This is a genomic window from Dysgonomonas termitidis (assembly GCF_042654545.1).
GTDB classification, from domain to species: Bacteria; Bacteroidota; Bacteroidia; order Bacteroidales; family Dysgonomonadaceae; genus Dysgonomonas; species Dysgonomonas termitidis.
Genome location: NZ_JBHSGN010000161.1, coordinates 45,472 through 67,812 on the forward strand (window position 1 = coordinate 45,472; position 22,341 = coordinate 67,812).

General features: G+C 35.6%; 14 protein-coding genes. 5 read left to right on the top strand and 9 right to left on the bottom strand.

The window, feature by feature from the left end:
* Positions 1-3 precede the first annotated feature (3 nt).
* From ACFO6W_RS24665 to ACFO6W_RS24700, 8 genes are read right to left on the bottom strand one after another with little or no spacing between them, the layout of a single operon-like run.
* Positions 4-690: a PP2C family protein-serine/threonine phosphatase gene (locus ACFO6W_RS24665; protein ID WP_380001536.1), complete on the bottom strand. Its 687-nt coding sequence runs from the start codon at positions 688-690 to the stop codon at positions 4-6.
* 2 nt (positions 691-692) lie between these two features.
* Positions 693-6,089: a methylation-associated defense system ATP-binding protein MAD8 gene (mads8, locus tag ACFO6W_RS24670; protein WP_380001538.1), complete on the bottom strand. Its 5,397-nt coding sequence runs from the start codon at positions 6,087-6,089 to the stop codon at positions 693-695.
* A complete protein-coding gene (gene mads7, locus ACFO6W_RS24675) occupies positions 6,086-7,639 on the bottom strand; it encodes a methylation-associated defense system protein MAD7 (protein ID WP_380001540.1) in 1,554 nt (517 codons plus the stop codon). The genes mads8 and mads7 overlap by 4 nt, the downstream gene beginning before the upstream one ends.
* Positions 7,630-11,700, bottom strand: a complete 4,071-nt coding sequence (gene mads6, locus ACFO6W_RS24680) for a methylation-associated defense system protein kinase MAD6 (RefSeq protein WP_380001542.1) — start codon at positions 11,698-11,700, stop codon at positions 7,630-7,632. Before mads6 ends, mads7 begins: the two co-directional genes overlap by 10 nt.
* The gene (gene mads5 / locus ACFO6W_RS24685) at positions 11,688-13,043 is read right to left on the bottom strand and encodes a methylation-associated defense system restriction endonuclease subunit S MAD5 (protein ID WP_380001544.1); all 1,356 of its coding nucleotides are present in this window, start codon (positions 13,041-13,043) and stop codon (positions 11,688-11,690) included. Before mads5 ends, mads6 begins: the two co-directional genes overlap by 13 nt.
* Positions 13,040-15,112 carry a methylation-associated defense system DNA methyltransferase MAD2 gene (gene mads2 / locus ACFO6W_RS24690; protein ID WP_380001546.1) on the bottom strand — a complete coding sequence of 691 codons (2,073 nt, stop codon included), beginning with the start codon at positions 15,110-15,112 and terminating at the stop codon, positions 13,040-13,042. Before mads2 ends, mads5 begins: the two co-directional genes overlap by 4 nt.
* Positions 15,113-15,120: 8 nt before the next feature.
* The gene (locus ACFO6W_RS24695) at positions 15,121-15,966 is read right to left on the bottom strand and encodes a nucleotidyl transferase AbiEii/AbiGii toxin family protein (RefSeq protein WP_380001548.1); all 846 of its coding nucleotides are present in this window, start codon (positions 15,964-15,966) and stop codon (positions 15,121-15,123) included.
* The gene (locus tag ACFO6W_RS24700) at positions 15,944-16,951 is read right to left on the bottom strand and encodes a type IV toxin-antitoxin system AbiEi family antitoxin (RefSeq protein WP_380001550.1); all 1,008 of its coding nucleotides are present in this window, start codon (positions 16,949-16,951) and stop codon (positions 15,944-15,946) included. Before ACFO6W_RS24700 ends, ACFO6W_RS24695 begins: the two co-directional genes overlap by 23 nt.
* Positions 16,952-18,106: 1,155 nt before the next feature.
* On the opposite strand from ACFO6W_RS24700, the gene ACFO6W_RS24705 reads away from it, so the two are divergent.
* The 4 genes from ACFO6W_RS24705 (at position 18,107) to ACFO6W_RS24720 (ending at position 21,005) form a co-directional block, all read left to right on the top strand.
* A complete protein-coding gene (locus ACFO6W_RS24705; RefSeq protein WP_380001552.1) occupies positions 18,107-19,201 on the top strand; it encodes an NAD(P)H-dependent flavin oxidoreductase in 1,095 nt (364 codons plus the stop codon).
* A complete protein-coding gene (locus ACFO6W_RS24710) occupies positions 19,194-20,240 on the top strand; it encodes a GTP pyrophosphokinase (protein ID WP_380001554.1) in 1,047 nt (348 codons plus the stop codon). The genes ACFO6W_RS24705 and ACFO6W_RS24710 overlap by 8 nt, the downstream gene beginning before the upstream one ends.
* Positions 20,241-20,303: 63 nt before the next feature.
* Positions 20,304-20,543, top strand: a complete 240-nt coding sequence (locus ACFO6W_RS24715) for a hypothetical protein (protein WP_006844264.1) — start codon at positions 20,304-20,306, stop codon at positions 20,541-20,543.
* A gap of 153 nt (positions 20,544-20,696) precedes the next feature.
* On the top strand, positions 20,697-21,005 hold the full coding sequence (locus ACFO6W_RS24720) for an RNA recognition motif domain-containing protein (protein WP_380001556.1): 309 nt from the start codon (positions 20,697-20,699) through the stop codon (positions 21,003-21,005).
* Between the two features lie 110 nt (positions 21,006-21,115).
* Here ACFO6W_RS24720 and ACFO6W_RS24725 read toward each other — a convergent pair whose 3' ends face one another.
* Complete coding sequence (locus ACFO6W_RS24725) at positions 21,116-21,520, bottom strand: DUF5856 family protein (RefSeq protein ID WP_380001558.1); 405 nt, start codon at positions 21,518-21,520, stop codon at positions 21,116-21,118.
* A 207-nt stretch (positions 21,521-21,727) separates the two neighbouring features.
* On the opposite strand from ACFO6W_RS24725, the gene ACFO6W_RS24730 reads away from it, so the two are divergent.
* Entirely contained in the window at positions 21,728-22,288 is a 561-nt protein-coding gene (locus ACFO6W_RS24730) for a helix-turn-helix domain-containing protein (RefSeq protein ID WP_380001560.1), read from the top strand.
* Positions 22,289-22,341: the final 53 nt, after the last annotated feature.

Genomic DNA, 22,341 nt, shown 5'->3' on the forward strand with positions numbered 1-22,341 from the left:
AACTCAGACTACCAATCTTATTAACGTGTAATTATCATCAATGGAATTTTCTACTAATTTCATTTTCTCATCCAGCTCATTATCCGATAATAACACCAGAGATTTAGGATTGATTGAATTATATAAACCATCGGAGCAAATGAAAATAATATCATTTTGCTTCAGTTCTAGTGCCACAACTTCAACCGCCTCTGCCACAACAGTCCCGGATAATGATTTGGTTACAACATTTCCATATCTTTCGATATCTCTACTTGAAACAGATCCATTCTTTTTCATCTCATTGATCAAAGAATGATTTTCTGAGATAAAAATTAACTCCTGATTTCTGAAATGATAAATCTGAACATCTCCTAGCCAGAAAGCGTATGTAATCCCTTGATTGATATAGATTCCGGCAATAGTAGCTCCTAACTTCGAATGTAGCTCTTTTTGTTTGGTTTTTATTTCGTCATTAGCTATGGCTAAGGATTCCCTGATATTTTTTTCAATATCAGGAGATTGATATCTTTCTAATAGATAATTTACGATCGAGTTTACAGCCGTATGAGCCGCTATTTCGCCAAAAGAATAACCTCCCATTCCATCTGCTATTATATGCAGAGAAGAATGTTTTTCAAATTCAATGTTTACATAGATATCCTCATTTGTTTCTCGTTTCCCTTTTCCTGAAAAAGAATATATTTTCATAGTTAAATGGCTTTAATGGTTTCTCCTCCATGTTTTGTGACACGAGGGCGTGTGAAAATTTTTACTGGTCGATTCATCACTCCTTTATCTGTTGATTTTGTTGCCCATAAATATCCTTCGCCGGGAACCAATGAAGATAAATCGGAAGGGGTTAATGATGCTAATTGAGTAATAGACTTTTGAACGTGTTTTACCCATTGCGGACTATTGAACTTGTGTAAAAGAACGATGCTACTTAGTTCAATGATCTCATTCGGGAGGCTTAATGGATCTTGGCTGGCAATCATGATTGAGACACCTTTGTGCCGCATTTCTCTGATTGCTGTCACTATACTGCCTGTAAGATCTTTGTTATCCATGTATTTGTGAGCTTCATCAAATACGATAAACTTGTTAAATTCTTTAACGCCGACACTTGATATAATATTGAGCATGACAACGAAGAGTCCAAGAGCCTCATCTTTCTCTATATATTCATTTCTTAAATCGACAATAATCAATCTTCCGGGTTGTATCAGGCTACCTAATTCAAAACTATCATCAATATACTCTTCGGCAAACTGAATTCGTTGTTCTGCTAACAACTTTTGAGAATTAGATAATAATGGAGAATTGGCAACATTAGCCCTAAAATCTTTCAGATTAATATTTTCACGCATTCCCTTCATAATAAACTTCAATTGTTTAATATAAACGGAATCATTCCCTATGGCTCCAAATAAGAACATCCAATCTTTTACATTTAATTCGTTTGAGTTAAATGATATAGGACGTACCTCAATGGAGGGATATTGTTGCTGTCTTTCTACTACCTTATCTTTGGGTGTCAATAAAATAATATCACTCAAACTATTAGCATTTGCGCCAAATTCCTCTTTCAACTTTTGTAATTCTTTATCATTGTCATTTGGATTTACCATAGAAGTAAATTCCGGTTCATAATCCTTACTCTCACTATAATGAAAAATAACGCTTGCAAGTGGAGCCGGAAGTTTATTGATTTTAGAAAATTGTTTCAGCACCATCTCGGTAATTGTTCCTATTGTATAACTTTTACCACCTCCCTGAACTCCAAATAAACTAATTGTATTCGTTTCGCTTAAATCCAATGCCACAGTTCTTTTATTGGAGGAAACTTTTCCTAAAATTCCATATTGTTCGCTTTGAGATGTTTTACCGACTAATATATCATAATCAGGAACATCATTTTCTTCTTTTATAGAAATCGTTGCTGCATCATTAGATGATATTTTATTGTCAGTAGATAATATCGTATCTTCATTAATGTCTTTCTTTCTCTCTGTCTTTTCAGATGCAATTATTGACGGCTCGTGAACAACTACTATTGAGGTATCCTGCTCTGGTTCTTCATACGGTTTAACTTCCAGAGTTTGAATAAATGCAGAAACCTCCGGAGCTCCAAAAAAAGAAAATAAATTATCTTCTTCAGTGATATGCTCTAAACGATGAGTATTGAGATCTGATTTGGGGTCTAAAATATCATCAATTAGGCCTTTCCCAAAAGTAAAATAGATCGAATCCTCAGAAAATATTTCTTTTTTATGTATCTGAGATGCTGAAAAATCAAAAATAATACCACAACGTTTAAATGAAATAGCATATCCTCTATCCAGATTTTCCAATACGTCTAAATACGCAGTTCGCACTTCTTGTGAAAGTTGATTATAGCGTGCTGACCGATTAATATAAAACTCGAGCAATTGCTTGAATTCTAAAGTTTTCAATTCTCTATCAAGTCTGTCGTCTGACAAATAATAATCGGGATCAAAATGAAACCGAAGGGCATTAATTGTATTGTCAATTTGGCTCTCCATTTTCTCAATTAGAGACTCCTTTTCTGAATCAGATAATGATTTTCTACACTTAATTTCAATAACAGTGAATGTTATTTCGCTCGTTTCAGGGTTGATTTTTACCAATAGGGTATCAGCTCTACTTTTATTTTCTTCGGGTAAATTATCAAATAATTCTTTATGTAAGTCGACAGGAATAAGGAACGAATTTTCGAGTATGCGTTTCTTTTCCAATACTCTCTTTGTAAAGGCTGTTCCTAATACCTCAAATGCTTTGTTCTCAGTGGAGTTAAACTGCAATATTAATGAGCTACTGATGGTTCGAACATCTTCCAAAAGGATTGTTAACTTTTCCTCATCCGTTCTGACATCAACTCCAAATTGGGCAAAATGAGGGCCTAACAGACCAACAATTTCCGATGTAGGACGGGTGGTCAGATAAGATGAAATACCGGATATTTCTTGCCCCGGAACATAATCTAACAAAAATGGAACTTCTCCATTTTTACCAGGGAGATCGTAAACTTCCGGCCCCATATTTTTATCGAATGTTACAACCCAATCAGAAACATCATGAATAAAGGATAATAAAACCTTATCGGGTTCATTTAAGCTTAAAGATGAAGTCGGAACTGATTCACTATTGCCTGCAGCCAATGCATTTGCAATAAAAAGTTGGATGTTGCTAAATAGCTTTATTCCGTTATTAGATGATTTGTCTAATGAATGCTGAAGAGGCCTTGCGACAAAATATTTATTCCATACAATGGCATCTGACTTTTGAGTAATATCAATTATTTGTTTGTTTATTAACCCGTTCAAATAGAACGACCTTTTCTTTCGGTTAGGTCGAATGAGAGTCGTTTTCACAGGAAAAGGACTTACCAAAAAACTAATATGCGCATTATAGTCTTGAGGTGTTTGGGTAAAACTATTGATGCTGTTTATAGAAAACCTTAATTTAGGGAATAAACGATTTCCAGAGGCTTGAGAAAACGCTTCAGCATCTTCGGATATAGAATATTCTGGATTTATCAAATTCTGAAACGCTTCTCCGGGAGTGATAATTTTATCATCGGCAAAGAGCCGAATCTCATATTTCAGTTTTTTATATTCAGGGTGGCGTTCCAGTTGAACCAGCGTATTTGCAAATACCTGAGCATCTCCTGCATTAAAAAGATTTATTATTAATTTATTGGTATAAGGGTGCTGTATCAGGTAATTCTGAATATGCCTCCTAACTAAAGTTTCATTAACATCAGTATCCATCCGATACTCGTTCGAGATGTTGAGCAAAAGAGATAAGTATGTTTTTATTTGGCGTGAGATGGATGAGAAAGCATCATCAGTTTTTACTGTTGATTTGGCATAAATCCCCCAACCGAAAGTCAATTCTCCTAAATATTGAAAATAGTCGGATCCTGTTCCATTCACAATTACAGGCAGGGCGATGTCAGGTATTAATTCTCCCAGAAATAAATTCTCTAATTTTCTGTACCAAGCCTTTTTATATTGTTCGTTATTTTTCGTTTTTTCTTCCCAATCTTGAAATAGATCAAATAAGTCTATAAACCAATATAGTCGTAACGGATGAAGAGGAGATATTAACTTTACAGATATTGGCTGTCCATCAGGCATTTCTGTCTTGACGATCATCAAATCTAGATTTTGAAGCTCAATTAGCTGATTTGGCAAGTTCTCAATTGGGTTAGCTGAATTTTCTAGGGATTGCTTTATTTTGCCTTTTAGTTCTTCACTCCAATTGGTCAATTCGTTCAAATAACTTTTTATAAGTTCAATATGACGAAATAAACCAAAGGTCTCAAAGACTCCCGATTCATTGGGTGCTGAGTTTCTTATTTCAGTAAAAAGCTTTTTTCTTAATTCTAATAATGTCGGTGGAATTTCGAGAATGGAGGTTGTCGAAATGAAGCGAAGAGACTGAAACCCTTTTTCAATAGGATTTTTACTCAGTATTGCCTCTACATGTCCTAATTCGTGGGAATGGCTTAACAAGCATGACTCCAATTTCAAAAGTTTACTGGCAATGCTAATTTGATAGTTATGAGAGCTTGAGTACTTTGCATGAAAAATACTTACCGGAGCAGATTGAGAATCTTTTAGCCAAACTTCAGAATCATCAATTGCTAAAGGCATTGACAGATCATCATTTTGGCGAAGTTGGGTAATTCGATAGCGAAAATATGCCTGAAGAAGGTTATTTAACTTATCTTTCCGCTGGATCCCAGTATCAATACCTTGATCGCCTTCGTCCTCTGTGGTTCCAATTTTTAAGTAAAAGTCATCAGAGTCGCTTGTATACTTAATTTTGTATTCCAATTCAAACTCATCCCTTGTCAGATTAGGATTCTGAGCATGTCGGATTTTCCAATGCTCTTCTTGGTCAATTGGAATAAAACTATCTTGTGTATTGAGTATTCCCCCATTTTCATCCTCTGCAATAATGCGAAAAAAATAAGATCCTTCTTCAAACATATTTTCAGAAAGCATCACCGTAATATCTCGATATGCTTGCTTGTTTTCCGAGACTTTGATTTTTTTTACATCAGTTACAGGATACCAACCATCAATAGCCATCAATACTATTCGAAAGTATTTCAAGTCACTGAAATCAATTGGGATAGGTTTTGTTGAGATTCTTATTTTTACTTTAGAGACTTTTCCTTTGGGGATAATCAGTGTTAGGTCACCCTCGTCAGTTTTGAGATCACTTGAGGAGATTTTATCTACAAAGACGCGTAAATCTGAACGTTTATCAATATCAGGAATCTCCCACCGGGTAAAATTTAGTTGAGGATACTCAACTGCAATCGTCCTGCAAATATCAGATTTAGACACAATTGGATTTAACCGAAGAAATCCTGCAATTTCTTTTTGTAGAGTATTGGTTTCAATAGGAAGGCTCGCTATTCGATCAGGAATAGATCGGGAGAAATCTCCTAAAATGTCAATACACTTAAGATTATACGAAAGTCGCTGTCTAACTTGATCGGAGTTCGTAGTTAATCCGGCATCAGGAATTAATGTCAGCCAAGATAATGAGTTCCCGATTTCAGCCAAATCCCATTCTGAAAGTTGTACCGATAATAAATATTGAATATACTGAATGGTTCTTCTTCCTTGTAATTTAAGATAGCTGAATAGTTCATAAATATAGGCTCTGGCGTGAACAGGAATTTCGTTTTTTAATTCCGATAATAATTTCTCATCCAAATGTTGTATGGACAAATTCTTAAAAGTAGCATTTCCGTACGAATCTTCAGTCGTTGATTTACTGTTAGCGGGAATTAAAACGAGCAAAGGAAATGTAAGTGCATTTCTAAACTCGATCAGTTTCGTTGCACTTATGTAAAGTTCCCCGGTTTGTTCCTCCGATAGAATATAAGCCTGAATATCAGGGTATATATCTCTTATGGACTGACACAATGGAATTAATTCTTGCAATGCTAATCCCGCTATTTTCATGCAATGTCCGGGTCTTGCTAATTTGAATTCATTTTCATATTCGTGAAGAATAAGAGCAAGAAACCTATTGTAGTATGTTGTTGATAAGTCCATATTCATACATCAAGATTATATCGTGGTCTGATTTTTTGTAAAATATACGCGTCACTTAAGTCTGTATAGAAGCCGATTTGTCTCAGTTTATTTTTAAATGCCTCTACATTTTCACGAAAAGCTGTTAAGGTTTGCACATCAGCATCCTTAAATCGGGGTTCCAACATTCCATTGATGATGATTCCATAGCGTCTGCGTAAAGCTGTTATTAATTCATCAATTGATAGAGAATGAGATTTAAATCCTCCTGAGTCTTGAGGTTCCAATACCAATAACTGGACTAATGTTTCCAATAGTCGGGAACCTAAGACTGCCCTGCGGGTATGTCTTCGACTTCTTCCATCTGCTAAAAAACCATAATCGGTATTTTTTTGAGAGATGTTGTCGATAAATTGATGATAATAGCGATATTGGTATGCTCCCTTGGCTTTCACTAATGTTTGTACGTATTTATCGAAGCTTGAAGTTTCGTATTGGATATGATTTAGAACAGACTTTCTGTCGTCTTCATCATCCATGTTGTGAAGGATTGTATCCAATTTGGATTCATAATACATATCAAAATTCTCCGGTCTGTTTTTCAACACAGCAAGAATATCATCTATCGTATCCATGTTGGGTTGAGACGAGAATTCCGAACGCCAGTATACAGCATTAATCTCGAATGTCGATTTTACATACTCATAAAGAGCATTTAAAGTCATTTCCATGTCTTCACATGCATATAGGGAGACTTTACTATCTAAGTTGTCAGTAACATCAACAATAATAGACCAATCATCTTGTATGTTACGAGTGCCGGCTTCAATCATCTTGGGAAGAAGATGAATTAATTTTTGGGTATAAAGTGACAAATGAAAACCTATAAGTGTACGCAAATATTCGATAAATACACTGCGGGGAATATCATCCTTGTAGACTAATAGACGAAGAATATCATCGCATAACAAATCTGCTTGTGCCTCCAATACCGGCCTTACATTTTTAAGTAAGGAAGAGGTTTTAAGATCAACTTCAATGTATTTTATTAAATGAAGAATACCTACGCTGTCAACATCTAATTCTATATTTTTAGCAATGTTTTTGGTTGCATTATCCCAACCTTTATTCAAATAATCTTTTAGACTGTTGAGAATGCCAGGCTGTTTACGGAGCATCAGAAATATTTGGTCTGCCGTATTATAATCACGAGCCTGAGCAATATTTCTAATCCTATAATTTTCTAAGTGTACAGGACGTAAAGAGGCAATTTTCTCATTCTGAATATTACCTCTATTAACCAAGGTCAATAAATTACTTCTCAGCCAACAATCCGCAGCTTCGAAGTTTTCTTTGAATCCCGAGATCACTCCTCTGTTTTCTAAACTTTCAAGGTATTTGTGCATGGTCTCAAAGGTATGCTCTTTGGTTACCTTTACTTTAACCCGTTTGCCGTCATTACGCATTAGCATGAACAGATTAGTAAGGGTATGATCCAAATTTACAGCCTTAGCATCGGCTGCAAAAACCAATTCGTTGCGAAAGTTTTTTTCCTGTTTATCTAATTTTATTGCCATACTTCTGCTGTTTTTAAGGAAGACAAAGTCAATTGGTTTGTTTGTTGATCCAAACTAATTACAAAGAAAGATTTATTGTCTTTGGTTACGATCACTTCTTTATAGCTGCGGTTTTCGAGCAAATTTTTGAATATTTGCAGTTCGACAAAGCGCCCTCTTAGATCATTGACTGAGGGGCTAAATCCTTGTTGTATAAAATGTAACATTTCATATAAATCCAATGAGATGGTCAAGGAAATATATTTGTCTGTTTTGTGTCTGAATATCAAACTGTCGCTTTCATATTCGATGTATTTAATCAAATGTGATGTTTTGTTCACAAATAATTCAAATTCATCTATGGGGAAACGGCGGTAGGTTTTACTTATCGGATCAATTACCCGGGAAGATGCTAAAAGGAGAAACTTATTTGCAAAATCAGTATTCGTACAGCCTTCACTGATAGACATAGCTTTTGCAAAAGCTTGTTTGGCATTTTCAATTTCTTCCAACTTATTTTCTCCGGCAGTCAATATTTTATGAAAATCTTTCAACGAATAATAGGGTAGTCTTTTTGTGAAATTAAATTTCCCTTCAAAATATTGATGCCGCACATAGGTTTCGTGGCGACTTTTCAAGATAGATCTTATCTCATCTGTTTGTTCGTGAGATGGGATCCACATTTTGTTGGTGTTGAAAGCCTCTAATAGACCATCTGTTCGTTGAGCAAAATCCAGATAGTTCTTGGCGCTATGAATGCCAAAATACAAATCCCGATCGATAGATGGCATAGATACCTGAGCAATATCTGTTTCTCGCATTAATTTGATCAAGCGGTCATTAGATTCAGGCCCTAAAGGAGATGTAATATTGAAATAATAATACTGCCAGTATTTTTCAGGTTGTTTGTTATATCGTTGATATAATTCCGGAATATCATCACAGGAGCAATCCCGACTAATCATATAAGCAATGAAAGACCGCAAATCCCGCATTGTAACATGCAATTCTCGCTTGTAGCTAACTGTGCGTAACAGCCATTCCATCCGATTGACTATTTCATCTCCGGCTGCGGTGTCAGTCAAGCTATCTACATTGTATTTGATAAAACAAGTGGAAGCATGTTCGCAATTGGCACATTTGTGCCAAAGCATTGGTTGTGTCAATGCTTTTACTTGTTGACGAAATAGACTGTCATGTCCGTTTTTTGCAGTTACTGATCTTAGATTTAAATTGATAACCATTAACCCTGCCGGTAATTCGGTATGCCCTTCCCTGTAGAAATATTCATCAATGATGTTATACAGGTTTTTGAATCGTTCTGAACTTTGCAGAAAATCGACTAAACGCCCTTCGTTGATGGCTATGATTCGTCCTTCTCCAACTGAACTGAAGTCTTTGGCATATTCAAATGGACGAAAAAAATCAGCTAATACTTCATTGTTACTTCGATCATCTTCATCTTGTGAACCATCATAGTTACTTTGGAAAGAAATTCCGTTAAATTGAAATTTTGCTCCGTTGCAGTTGTCTAAGCGTTGAAGATTTTTTGATTGACTTTCAATTTTCTTGATAAAAGCGGTTTTTCCGTCACCTGCATTTCCGGTAATGATTACCAGACGAAACATCCCATTATTTATTGCTTCTACCAATTCTGTATCTAATTTGGTTTTAGTATAAGTCAGATTATCAAAAGTTATTGGCGAATGTCCTGCTCGTGTTCCGGAATTACCATAGCGGCTTTGACTATATAGAGAATTCAGATAATCAACAAAATCACTGTTTATAAAGTTAACTTCATCAGTAATTGGCTTTTCCCTGTCTTTTAACAAATTTTCTTCACCTATAGCGCCCAAGGCCTCCTGCATCACTGCAGCTGTTGCAAATCGGTCTTCTTTTTTACATGCAATGGCTTTAATTAAAAATGCAGCAAAGCTCTCCGAAATTTCAGCATTGAAATCTTGTGGTCGATAGGGAGAAATTCCCACTCTGGGCTGCATGTTGCTCCATGGGTAATTTTGGCAGACCAATTCGTAAAGGGTGATTCCTAATGCAAAAGTATCGGCACTCGTATCCCAGTCGACTTTGGTACTGCTTTTTATTAAGTCAGGTGCCAAATAAGGATTTGTCCCTACAAAATCAGTATTGGCCTCCAATACAGTTGCTACATTAAAATCTATCAATACAAACCGATTTTTATTTTGATCCCATACGATGTTTTGGGGTTTGATATCCCGATGGATGATCGGATGAGGCTTTTGTTGTTGCATATACACTAAGGCATGCAAAATCTCTTTAGCTACCTGATAGACTTTTTGTAGTGGTAGTTTTACATCTTCTTTGGTATACCTTTTCAGATTTTCTCCGTCCAAATACTCCATGAGGGTATAGAACTGACCATTATCCAATATTCCGTTGAATTTAAATTTTACTATATGGTCGTTGTCCAAATCTTTCAATGCACTATATTCGTCAATAACGGTTTGAGCATTAATGCTTTCATTGAATATCTTCATAGCATATTCTTCGCCCTGTAAAGAGTGCTTCACTTTGAATACTTTAGAATAACCTCCTTTACCTAATTCATTGTAAAGGGTATATTCTTTCAGCCTCTTCCCGGGTTTCAGGTCTTCTGAATCTACAATTGCAGCGCGATTTGCAGGTACCGGTGGTTGTGATTGTGAAATGGCTTCCTTCAAGAATTTCTCTACTGTTTCCACATTGTCCCATCGGGCTTCGTCACTGGTCAGAATGGTATTGCGACATAATTCATCTAACCAAGCGGGAAGTGAAGGATTAATTGCAGTGGGTAATAATCTATCGGGGAGTTTTCCTCCCAAATTATTTAATTCGTAAGGCGAGTTAAAAGGCAGCTTCCCTGTAAATAGTTCGTATATAAGAACTCCCAATGAGTATATATCACTGGCTCGGGAAGCATCTTTTGCTAACAGTTCAAAGGCATGATAAGGAGTAGCATTATTGCTGTCGATGGTTATGGCAACTGTATATCCCATTTCTCCGTGATCGGCAAAATAGGCTTTTCCAAAATTGGCTAAAGCTGCATACCCATTTGTTAAGTAGATGTTTTCGGGATTTAGATCGCGATGATAAACATTTGCTTCGTGGGCTACTTTGAGTGCTTCAATTAAGTTGTAGACAATGTTGAGTTTCTCTTCTTGTGTAAAGGTCTTGCGACGCAATTCTGCTCGTAACGAATTCTCATCCAGATAATCTGTTATTTCGTAAAAACGATTATCGTCACTCACTCTGAATTGAGCGTTTAGAATAAAAGGACAGGGTTTGATTTGATTGAGTGCGTATTGTTGATTCCTAATCTGGTTGGATCTTTGTTCCTCCTGAGCGGGGCTTAATCCTGCCATATCCAATATGTATTCTTTTATTCGTTTCTTGTTGGCGGTAAGCATTCCTTTGGGTTTGCACAAATATTCGGAATAGCATTTGTCAACAACTAAAGTCTCAATGATTTCATACCCTTCAATTTCTTTCCGTTCCCGATTAATAACTTCGCTCAATGTGCCGCATACAAAATCTTTTATGTCGGCAGATATATCAGCAATGTCATTGGGCTGTTTTCGCACAGCAGCAGGGGAAGTGATAAATTGAATGAGTTTGTCGTTCAACAAATAAGTTGCTTTTTCACAATCGCCATACAATCCGCTTTTATTTTGGCGAGGATTTGAAAGCGTTAACAATGAAGCTACCCAAGCGTTTGCCCATACGGGATTGTGTTGCCTGAGTTTACTTACTAATACCGCTGTTTTGAAACGGACTGTTTTCAGCGGATTGGATTTTTCGCTATCGTTGAGGTACCAAGTAGAATCGTCTCCGGTCAACTGTCCTCCCCAATCTTTGTTTTCAATGTGGTAAATAGCATGAGGAGCAATAACCAGACAATCATACTCCAAATATTGTACTTGTCCACGGGGAGTTGCATTGGCAAATTCCACATTAGGAACAACGAAGTAGCCATCCGGAAGATTTACTTCCAAATATTTCAATAAGCGGTCTTCACCTGCATTGACTGCTCCGGAACTGTGTTTGGGATGTATTACTGTTGCCATTGGTCTATTTCTTTTTCAACGAGTTGGATAGCTTTATTTTCTTTTATCGTAGCTGAATCCAAATTTTCTTGATATTGATATATTTTATCAGAAATATTCTTCTGAGTTAACGTGTCTAAGATTGGAACTTCTATATTCCCAATTAGGTCTTCATTTAGAGTTATTATAACGGATCCAAAAGCTGATGATTTCATATAGCTTTGGCCCTGTTGTGTAGATAAATAACAAAAAATATATGCAGGATCAATTTTTAAGGAATCAATCTCTAATCTCATAGCATGCTCAGAAATTGCCGTTTGTGATAAATCATTCCCGACAAAAACAACATTACCTACAGTTCCTGAACGAGATATCAATATTGAGTTTCTTTTAACTAATAGATTTTCTATTCCACCGGTCTTTATACTAATTTGTTTTGCATATCTTTTGGGATTAAATAGGATCATATCAGAAGAAGATAAAAATGGAATCCCATTTTCCACATAATTTCTTTTACTCCTGTTTCCAACAGTTATATTTGCTGCAAGAGATTTGATAGTTCTATAATCGATAGTTTTTTTCTCTTTCTTAATCTTATTCATTCCTATCTGATATTGAGAATCTAACCTTAATAAGAAAGATTTGATTTCCTTAATTTGAAGCACCTCTGTTTGATGGGATGAAACCACTTGATGAATTCCAATTTTTTCTTCAAATAAAGTTATTGCTTCCTCTAACAACCGATTTGCCTCAACCCGTAAATCCGCTGCTTGAACAATTAGTGAATGTATTTCTTCTTGCTTATCGGTTGTGAAAATTGGAACAGGTAGATTAGCAATATGTTCAGGTTCTATATGTTGGATCACTGCTCCATAAGTCCCATGTTTAATTAATGCTTGTCCATACTTTGAAGAAAGAAATGCATAAAGAAAACCTGATGGTATTGATTTTGGAACCACCCTTATTATATCGTCAGATGCAGCTTTATGAATGAAATCTTTATTTACATATGCTGTATTGCCAATTGTCCCTGAACGAGTGATAAGAGTCCATCCTTCTTCTAAAAAATATTCATCCAAATTTGCGGTTCGTTTACGAGAAATCATTTTTAGAGGAGAAAAATCAGCTTTTACAATATCAGCTCCTTTAATAAACGGTATGCCATTTTCTTTTCTATTTACATATATTCGTCGAGACCTCCCTCCATAAAAAATTCTTTGGGTAACCTCGTGAAGGGGAGATGTTTTTATATTGGCTTTTTTAAAGGTAATACTCGTTAATCGACCATCACTCAAATGAAACGATGCATCCAACCTCAAATCGCTTTCGGCAAGCCAACTCTTATTTGCAATTATGGTTTTCATTTCTTTTGTTCCTTTACGAATTTCAAATAGGCATCCTTAATCAAAGGTAAATCATCGTTCAACCTTTTTTCGAGGGTTTGGCGGGTTCTCACTTTCGATTTCCCTTCATTGTCTCGAATGAGCGTTTTCTTTTCACCGTCAAATAATAATTCGGCTCCATCTTCGTCGCGAAGATAAATAGGAACACCACGACGATCTTTCCCTACAGCTTCGGCTATAGCCATGAAAACTTCATAATCTTCGCTTGTCTGAGCAGCATCTCTTTCTCTTGATGTCTTTTTTTGCAAGAATAGTAATGATGCTTGTACGCCTACTTGTGGCAAAAATGCTTCTACCGGCAAATCTATTGAAGCCAATAACTTAAAGCGTTCCAGAATCCAAGCACGCACATACTCAGTATTGGGGTTTCCCAATATTCCGTCTGGCAAAACGATTGCCATTCGGCCTCCCGGCTTCAGGAAATTGTAACACTGTTCAATAAAAAGCACTTCAGGAGCCTCACTGCTACTTTCATTCCCTTTCTGAAAATTACCATAAGTATCTTTGCTCCAGTTATGTCCTAATGCGTATCGTTTGGAAATCTCTTTATCCACCGTAACTTTAGCTCCAAAGGGAGGATTGGTAAATATCAAATCGAATTTTTCACGGGCATCATCTGTTTCAAATGGGTCATTTCTATCGTAACTTGTTTGGATACTGCGTTGTATCGTTTCTTTTATTTTCTCCAATTCTTCTGTTTTGGGGCCATTAGGATAATCAAGAGAATTGATATTAAAGATATTGGCGTGACCGTCTCCTGCCATTACCATATTCATTCGGGCAGCTTTCTTCAAATCACGGTCAAAATCAAATCCGAAAATCATTCGTTCCGCATAATCTTTTACCAAATCGTTAATTTCCTTTGAATTGTAAGTTTCTTCCAGATACAAACCCTTCAAATTGGGATTTTCTCTTGCTGCAATCTTTTTTCTTACATGGTCGAGTACCATTACCAAGAATCCTCCAGAACCGCAAGCCGGATCCAGTACCCGCATATTCTCCTCCGGATCAAGCATTTCAACCATACATTTGATGATATTTCTTGGTGTAAAGAATTGTCCTTGGGCTTGTTTCAATGTATTGGAAACAATGGTTTCATAAGCGGTTCCCTTTACATCTACAGTTGCATCCAAAAAAGAATACTTCGCTAATTCGCTTGCCACATAAGCCAACCCTTTATCACTAAGTCCAATTCGTTCATTCCCCTCAAATACTTCTTTAAAGAGATCATCTCCCATGAGTTCATCAAAAATTCCTTTTATCCGTTTGGCAATAGCTTCAAGTCCTTCTTTCGAGTTTTGCTCTTTTACTCCTACCCAAAATTTTCGACGATAGCTCATACCATCTTTCGAAGGCATAAATTTCCTTTTCTCATCATATATTTTACAGAAAATCAGGTTGAGCAATTCCCAAAAAGCGTCTTTTATTTGCCCTTCGTTTCCGTAAATATAATCGTGGCAACGCTTAAATGTCCTTACCAAAGAATCGTTGGCTGGTTTGCGAGGTGCTATTTTATCCGACCATTTTTCCAGATCCTCCATGGTTTGTCCTTCACCGGGGAAATCGGCAATATCCAAATAGGTCGTATTATAAAAATCATCTACATGTTTTTGCAGAAAGTGGAAAACTTCTCCATTCGTCCATACGCCAAACTCACAATTTTCCACAGCGGATAATGTGGCTTCTAATGCAGCGACTACTCCTTTTTTGTCGTCTGTGACTTTTACTTTATCATCTTGTACAATACAAATACGAATCAGGTGATCAAGATTATGTACCTTCCCGGCTTCAAACATAGCCAAATCCACTTTTATCCGTTTGTTTTTACCTTCATCGTTGATGTATGAAATGGTAAAATCTCGTTCCATATCTGAGAGGTCGAAGCCATATTCCTCATTCAGCATCGAAATGAGAGATTGCAAAGTTAGTTCTTTAACCTTTGCCGGTTTGACTTCATTCGTGAGGACGCAGATTAATTGATTGTCTTCTAACACGACCTCTTCAATGGTATTGTTTGTACTTTGTTCCATATTATGATTTATTTCAATTCGTTGAGTAGAGTTTGTAATGCGTCGAAAACTTCGTCGTATTTCAAGCTTGTATGTGTTTCTAACATTTGGTTGATAAGAATGCTTTCTTCCTCAGCATCAATTTCTGTTTGCAGGATATCTATAAAATAATTGAGTGCATCAGCATTTTCAGATAAGATTCTTTTTGTATCTCGTCCCAATAAAGTTGCACCTGAAGTGAAAATTGTGAAATTTTCGGCACCATATATGTCATAATGATCAGAAACAGCTCTCTCTTCGTTTATTTCGAGATAATTGGCAATAATATAAGCGATATCGTCTGCATGCTTATTTAGTTCAAAACCACGATCCTTATATGCTGCTAATTTTAAGATAAAAATACCGGGTAAGGATGCTACATTTACCTCTAGCTCATCATCAATAATTACAGAAATCACATCCTTTACAATTTCAGTAAATCCTATTACGGACATTGCAAATTCTTCTTCAGGTGGCCAGTATATGCTATGATCTTCTTTGGCTACTTCTCCAAAAGGAACAATATCAAGTTGATATACTTTATTGTACCAAAAAAGTTGCTTCTGTTTATTTGATTTATGAAATCCATCCATGGCATCTAAGTCAGAAGATATCTTATCGAATTGACTCCAATCAGGTATCGCAATTGCTATATCTAAATCGCTGGTCGCTCTTTTTATCTCAAGATTATGAATGGCTGACAAGATAATATTTCTAGCAGTAGCCCCAATAATATAAAATTCCGAATGAATAGAATCGAAATATTCACGCAGCTTTGTCAAGAGCTCTTTTATAATTGGGTCATGTAGTTGATCACTTGATATGTTGTAACTCATTTTCTAAAATTATTTTAGCTGTTTCTATGTTTCTTCCATATCCGCTTCCCATTAAATCGGCATAAATTAATAATGGAGGGGCAATGAGTGCTTCATTTTCGTTCTTTTGTTTCTCTTCATTCTTCCAAAATTGCTGTAATATTTCAACTTTCCCATTGTTGTCGGGAACTAACCCAATCGAAGCTCCTATATTTTGCCATTGATCATTTGTGTATAAGGTAAATTGCTCAGGAGTTAGATGCTTAGTTAATATTGCCGCACCAGGTTCTGCACCCCAGCATGCAAGATTATTTAATTTAATAGATTTCCAATCTAACAAGTTATCAGGTTTGATAAACCTCATTTGTTTTTTTACCAAACGAGGGCGAAGTACATCGTGATATGCCATGATCCAGCGTTCCAGTAATTCAGGTTTGCTTTTTAAAATTCGTTTCTTCTTTGTCTTCAATATAAAATGCTGACTTTCCAATTCTGTGATTATGTTACTTACAGAACCCGTAGAAATTTCTGCCAATTCTGCCAATTCTCTGTAAGAAAGTTGAAGATTCTTTGGATCAGACAATAGATGAAATAACAATCGTATCCCAGTCTCTTGGAAGGCTTTTGCTTGATTCGTTTTTTGTTTGCGTTGTACTTTTTGTCCGGAGACATAAATTTGTAAACTATTGCTTTTTATGTAGCAATTGCCAGAAGCATCTAAATAGTTGATATAATATGTCTTCAGTTTTTTTGCTGTTTCAATTGCGATATACTTGGCTACTATTATTTTATTACTTGATCCCTCATCAGATGAAGTCATCAAGTTTATAAGAGCGGCTTCATTTTCTTTTCGAATTTCATTCTTTGCTTCTACATAGAATTGATACCCGTCAATATGCATTATAGCATCATATTCTTTCCTTTGGCTTTCGAGACTCACCGGAAATCCGGTTAGTTGCTCCAAAGCTAAAGCTGCATCGTAGATATAGTCATTGTTTTTATACATGGCTGATTTTGTTCAAAAATAACGTGCGTTCAGTGTCAATGAACATGCAAATATATTGAACAAATATGGATTTAGCAAGCGATTCTGAATATTTCTATGACAAATTTTGTCTAAGAGAGTGTGTATTCTACGTTAATATGCTTATAATTAATGGATATGTAAAATTACAACACACAGAGATGTTCATTAATTATGGTTGTTCAGTGTCAATGAACGATAGAATTTAATGAACTGATTTTAGGGAATATCTGCTAATTATTTTGCCAGATAAAAAAAACACATACCTTTGTAGAAAGTTATCTGACATGTGTAAAACTGTGCATAGACCAGTTAAAAGAACCGTTACCAAGTCATTACCTCTCTAAAATTTGCTCTCCGTAACTCTTTGATAAAGAGTAAATAAAATCTATTCGACTGCTATTTGAAGGAAATTGCTAATTTGTGCGGAATAAGCAAGAGGATTTCTTTCCATACTGCAAGACATAGGAGTTATTCTTTCTGTCTGAAAATAAGCAAGCTATAAAGATATTTTTCTTGACAGGTAACGATTTAGAAACCAGCTTGGTTCTTAGATATGCTTAATTTCCTCACTATACAAAGAGCGACTTATCTTTTGTAAAGATATAAAATGCTTTATACTAATGTTTGTTTTTCTGTACTTTTTTTCTAATTATCATTGAATAGTTGTTGAAAACTATAGATAAGAATTTTGTTATATTTGAACAAGCTTTTTCTATACAATCATTACTGCATCAATGGGGATTCTGCGTGTCTTTTTTGGCTTTCATAAGAATATATCCTTTTATATGACTCCTTATTATTTCAGAATTTTATTGTTTTCGGGGAAATTTAGGTTGAGAGTATTGCCAAAATGATCGAATATATCAATGTTTATGCTAAAGTTACAAATAAAGAAATATAAGGAATATTCTAATAAGATATTGTAAAACAATAAATAAGTCGTTTTTCTTTCGTATCTTTAGAACTTGAGCAATCTAGTTTTTATTGTATCTATCTTCTCAATGTTTTGCTCCGCGCTGGTTAGCGGATCTTCCCATCGTCAAAATCGACAACAAAATCAACTTTCTTGTTTATGGTATTAATCAGTTACGAGAATGTGTAATGCTTTTGTCGTAACACATTTTTGTAAATAAGATGAAATCATTTTTTATAGGGAATCTGGAAGTTAAACTTCCGGTTATCCAAGGTGGAATGGGGGTAGGAGTATCTTTATCCGGCTTAGCATCGGCGGTTGCTAATGAAGGAGGTATAGGTGTTATATCATGTGCAGGTTTAGGTCTCATTCATAAAGGTCACGGAAATTTCATAAAGAATAGTATTTGGGGCCTGAAAGAAGAATTGCGTTTAGCCAGAGAAAAAACAAAAGGTATAATTGGCGTCAATATAATGGTTGCCTTATCTAATTTCGCAGATATGGCACGTACCGCCATTGCAGAAAAAGCAGATATAATATTTGCCGGTGCAGGACTTCCATTAGATTTACCATCGTATAAAACTGCCGATAGCAAAACTAAATTAGTGCCAATTGTTTCCTCAGCCCGTGCCGCAAGGATAATTTGTGAGAAATGGTATAACAACTACAGTTATTTGCCGGATGCGATAGTTGTAGAAGGACCAAAAGCCGGAGGACATTTAGGATTTAAGAGAGAACAGCTTGATGATGAGCAGTATTCTCTTGAACAAATAATTCCGGAAGTTATAAAAACGGTAGCTTCATACAAAGAAATAAAAACGATCTCGGTTATTGCAGCAGGGGGGATATCTTCAGGCGGAGATATGTATCGTTTTATAGAATTGGGTGCATCTGCTGTACAGATGGGTACAATATTTGTTACTACAGACGAATGCGATGCTTCGACAGCCTTCAAACAGGTTTATCTTACTGCTCAGAAAGATGATCTTACGATAATCAACAGTCCGGTAGGAATGCCGGGGCGTGCCATTAAAGGAGAATTTCTCAAACGTGTTGCCGAAGGATTAGAAGTTCCTAAAAACTGTCCTGTACATTGTATAAAGACTTGTGACTATACGAAGAGCCCTTACTGTATTATGAAAGCATTATTTAATGCTGCAAAAGGAGATATGAAAAAAGGATATGCTTTTGCCGGAATAAATGCTCATCTGGCCCAGAAAATAAGTAGCGTTAAAGAAGTTGTGTGCAAATTGAAAGAAGAATTTGCTATAGCAGAAAAAGTAGCATTATCAGCAATAGTTCTATCTCATGGATGATAATTTGATAGAAGAAACCGTCAAAAGATATATCAGGGAATATGATCGTTATAAAAAATTGACTGATATAGTTTCCGGTATATGTCAGAGTATTGTTCAAAAGAATCTGACTGTCCGGGCAACAGTTCAGCACCGGGTAAAAGGTCCGACAAGCCTTGCCGAGAAACTAAGGAAAAGCATAAAATACGAATCAGTAAACAGTGTTTTTGAAGAAATTAGTGACCTTGCAGGTGTGCGTATTATAACTTATCAGGAAACAGACAGGCCGAAAGTCGTAGAGGAGATTCGGCGAATTTTTATTGGCAAGGGTAATGATAAAATCAGGATTGAAGTTAAAGATAAGAATGGCGATAATGGCAAATACTATAAAGCGACTCACTGTCAGGTAGCTTTACCTTCCGAATATTTTATCGATAATCTTAATCTAAAAAATACGACGTGCGAAATTCAGGTTTGCAGCCTGTTGTCGCATGTATATAATGAAATTAAACATGACTTGCAATATAAGCCACGAACAGGAAATTTATCAAAAGATGAAAAACTTTTGATCGATCAGTTAGGGCTTATAACAAAATCCGGAGATATAACTATTCGACGGTTATTGGAAGCTACAAATGAAAGATTGAAACTTCAGGAAGGTGAGTTTGTCGATGTACATGATTTTACTGTGAGAATGGGAGAATTACTGAATGTTGGAGAACTATTTGCAAATAATGCGGGGTTATTATATGATGAGTTTTTAAATCTAAAATTAGATTCTCCTGAAATAATTATTTCAGAACTTCTCGATAAAGACGAAACTCTGATTGATGTTGCAAAATATGAATATGACAAAGTGACCCAATATATAGCAAGAAGAAATATAAATATAACAATAGATAAAACATCTTCTGACCTCTTGTTATTGGTTCTATTAAGAAAAAAGTTTACAACTATACTTAAAGATCACCCTGTTATTGCGGAAAGTGATCGTTCATCCCGCTTATTGCGAATAGCTCAAATATATAAAGATTTGGTTTCTGAAAAACAGATGAAATGATAGCTATTGAACAACACTTTCGTATTTGTAAAAATAGAAAAGGCAGGTTAAAACAAAACAAAAATGGCAGCAAAACAAAGCTCTTCGATAAACAGGAAAGAGGGCGAGATAACCCGCTCTGAAAGAACTTCGGCCACTCAGCAGGCTGAATCTGTATTGAAAAATGTAAAGGAAAAAAATGGGTCTGTTATTCATGTTATAATTAGCGAAAGGACAACAATCGAACTCCCGGCCCATTTGTCTCAGGAGGAAATAGACGCCCGAGTGGATAAATATATCAGATTGCATAAATCAAAAATATAAATCACAGAACAGCTATTCCTATATAAACAAAGATATTTTAGAAATAATCATGGTAACATCCAATTTTGAATGTGGTCTAAGAGGCATGATGAATGCTGTAAGGATCTGTCTAACCAATAATGATGTCTCCAATAATAATTAATAATAAAAAGAATGAACATTTACGTATCGAATCTAAACTTTAGCACAACAAGCGAGAGTTTACAAGAATTATTTACAGCCTATGGCGAAGTAGAATCTACTAAGATTATTACAGACAGAGAAACCGGAAGATCACGTGGGTTTGGCTTTGTTGAAATGCCTAATGATGCAGAAGGGCAAAAAGCTATCAATGAGCTAAACAATGCTGATTATGAAGGCAAGACGATCACTGTAACTATTGCTCGTCCTAAAACAGATCGAGCTAGCGGAGGTTACAACAACCGTGGTGGAAATGGTGGCTACAATGGGAATCGTTACTAATCAAATGAACTGAAGTATAATATTAAACGGGTAAGTATAATTACTTACCCGCTATTTTTGCTCATTTAGAATATGATAGAGATAACACTTTTTCATACTCTCTTCAATAATTATTGCAATCGCTGCAATTTATACAGAAGTCGTTGTACAGTTTCTTGATAATCGTCGATAATGGATTGGGTAAAAGCTTCGGAAAACAATTCCCTCTGAGTTTCCATGTATGCATAAAAGTCCTTGGTGTATTTGATAATATCATCAGGGATGCAAGTTTCAGGAATGACTATTTCAATATCTCCATGCATACTAATGGTAGTTTCTACCAAACTATCTGTTGCCTTTAACAAGCTGTCTACAGCTGCGTCTAAAGCCATATGTTGCGAATAGCTCCCTTTCCCTGTTACATACCAATGATAAAGCTTTAGGGCACTATTGAAAGAAAATATCTGACCAAAGCACAAAGAAGAAGCTGCTTTTGCTATGTCTTTGGTAGTGCGTGGTATTAATTTTGTTGTCATAGTTTTTCTCTTTATTATTATTTACCGTTCAACCTAAAGATACAACTTCAATAAGGAAATGTAGTTATATAGTTCTATATGAATGTTACACAATTCATAGATATATCAGGGTCTGTTCTATGTTTCCTAATCTATACTTGGGTAAAAAAACTTTCTGCGCAAGCAGACCTAAATAAATCAGGATATTACAATCAAATAAGCACTCCTATGAAGATATATGTCAAATATATGGTTAGTCGCCGTTGCATAATGATGGTGAAATCCAATCTTGATGAGATCGGAGTCAAATATTCCAGTGTTCAGTTGGGAGTAATAGAAACTTTAGAGAAAATTTCAATTGAACAGCAAGAGCAGCTTCGGACAATACTATTGAAATCGGGACTTGAATTGATGGATGATAAAAAGGTAATCCAGATAGAACAGATAAAAACTATCATTATAGAACTGATACATCACGCTAGAGAAGAACTAAAGGTAAACTTTTCTGACTATCTGAGTGAAAAACTAAATAACAACTACACCTATTTAGCCAATTTATTTTCGGAGGCAGAAGGTGTTACTATTGAACATTTTATTATTATACATAAAATAGAAAAGGTAAAAGAATTAATTCTTTATGATGAATTGAACCTTACCGAAATTTCCTATAAATTACATTATAGTAGCCTCGCCCATTTATCCTATCAATTTAAAAAAGTGACCGGATTGACTCCTACTTTTTACAAGAACCTTAAGAATAAACGCCGGAATAATATTGAAAACTTATAAAAGCTCCCTCCAAAGGCTTTGATTTGACCTTTTAGAGAAGCTTTTTTCTATCT

What these genes read in the sequence shown, in the direction of transcription:
- ACFO6W_RS24665 (WP_380001536.1), bottom strand. Translation starts at nt 690, where the DNA reads ATGAAAATATATTCTTTTTCAGGAAAAGGGAAACGAGAAACAAATGAG.
- mads8 (WP_380001538.1), bottom strand. Translation starts at nt 6,089, where the DNA reads ATGAATATGGACTTATCAACAACATACTACAATAGGTTTCTTGCTCTT.
- mads7 (WP_380001540.1), bottom strand. Translation starts at nt 7,639, where the DNA reads ATGGCAATAAAATTAGATAAACAGGAAAAAAACTTTCGCAACGAATTG.
- mads6 (WP_380001542.1), bottom strand. Translation starts at nt 11,700, where the DNA reads ATGGCAACAGTAATACATCCCAAACACAGTTCCGGAGCAGTCAATGCA.
- mads5 (WP_380001544.1), bottom strand. Translation starts at nt 13,043, where the DNA reads ATGAAAACCATAATTGCAAATAAGAGTTGGCTTGCCGAAAGCGATTTG.
- mads2 (WP_380001546.1), bottom strand. Translation starts at nt 15,112, where the DNA reads ATGGAACAAAGTACAAACAATACCATTGAAGAGGTCGTGTTAGAAGAC.
- ACFO6W_RS24695 (WP_380001548.1), bottom strand. Translation starts at nt 15,966, where the DNA reads ATGAGTTACAACATATCAAGTGATCAACTACATGACCCAATTATAAAA.
- ACFO6W_RS24700 (WP_380001550.1), bottom strand. Translation starts at nt 16,951, where the DNA reads ATGTATAAAAACAATGACTATATCTACGATGCAGCTTTAGCTTTGGAG.
- ACFO6W_RS24705 (WP_380001552.1), top strand. Translation starts at nt 18,107, where the DNA reads ATGAAATCATTTTTTATAGGGAATCTGGAAGTTAAACTTCCGGTTATC.
- ACFO6W_RS24710 (WP_380001554.1), top strand. Translation starts at nt 19,194, where the DNA reads ATGGATGATAATTTGATAGAAGAAACCGTCAAAAGATATATCAGGGAA.
- ACFO6W_RS24715 (WP_006844264.1), top strand. Translation starts at nt 20,304, where the DNA reads ATGGCAGCAAAACAAAGCTCTTCGATAAACAGGAAAGAGGGCGAGATA.
- ACFO6W_RS24720 (WP_380001556.1), top strand. Translation starts at nt 20,697, where the DNA reads ATGAACATTTACGTATCGAATCTAAACTTTAGCACAACAAGCGAGAGT.
- ACFO6W_RS24725 (WP_380001558.1), bottom strand. Translation starts at nt 21,520, where the DNA reads ATGACAACAAAATTAATACCACGCACTACCAAAGACATAGCAAAAGCA.
- ACFO6W_RS24730 (WP_380001560.1), top strand. Translation starts at nt 21,728, where the DNA reads ATGAAGATATATGTCAAATATATGGTTAGTCGCCGTTGCATAATGATG.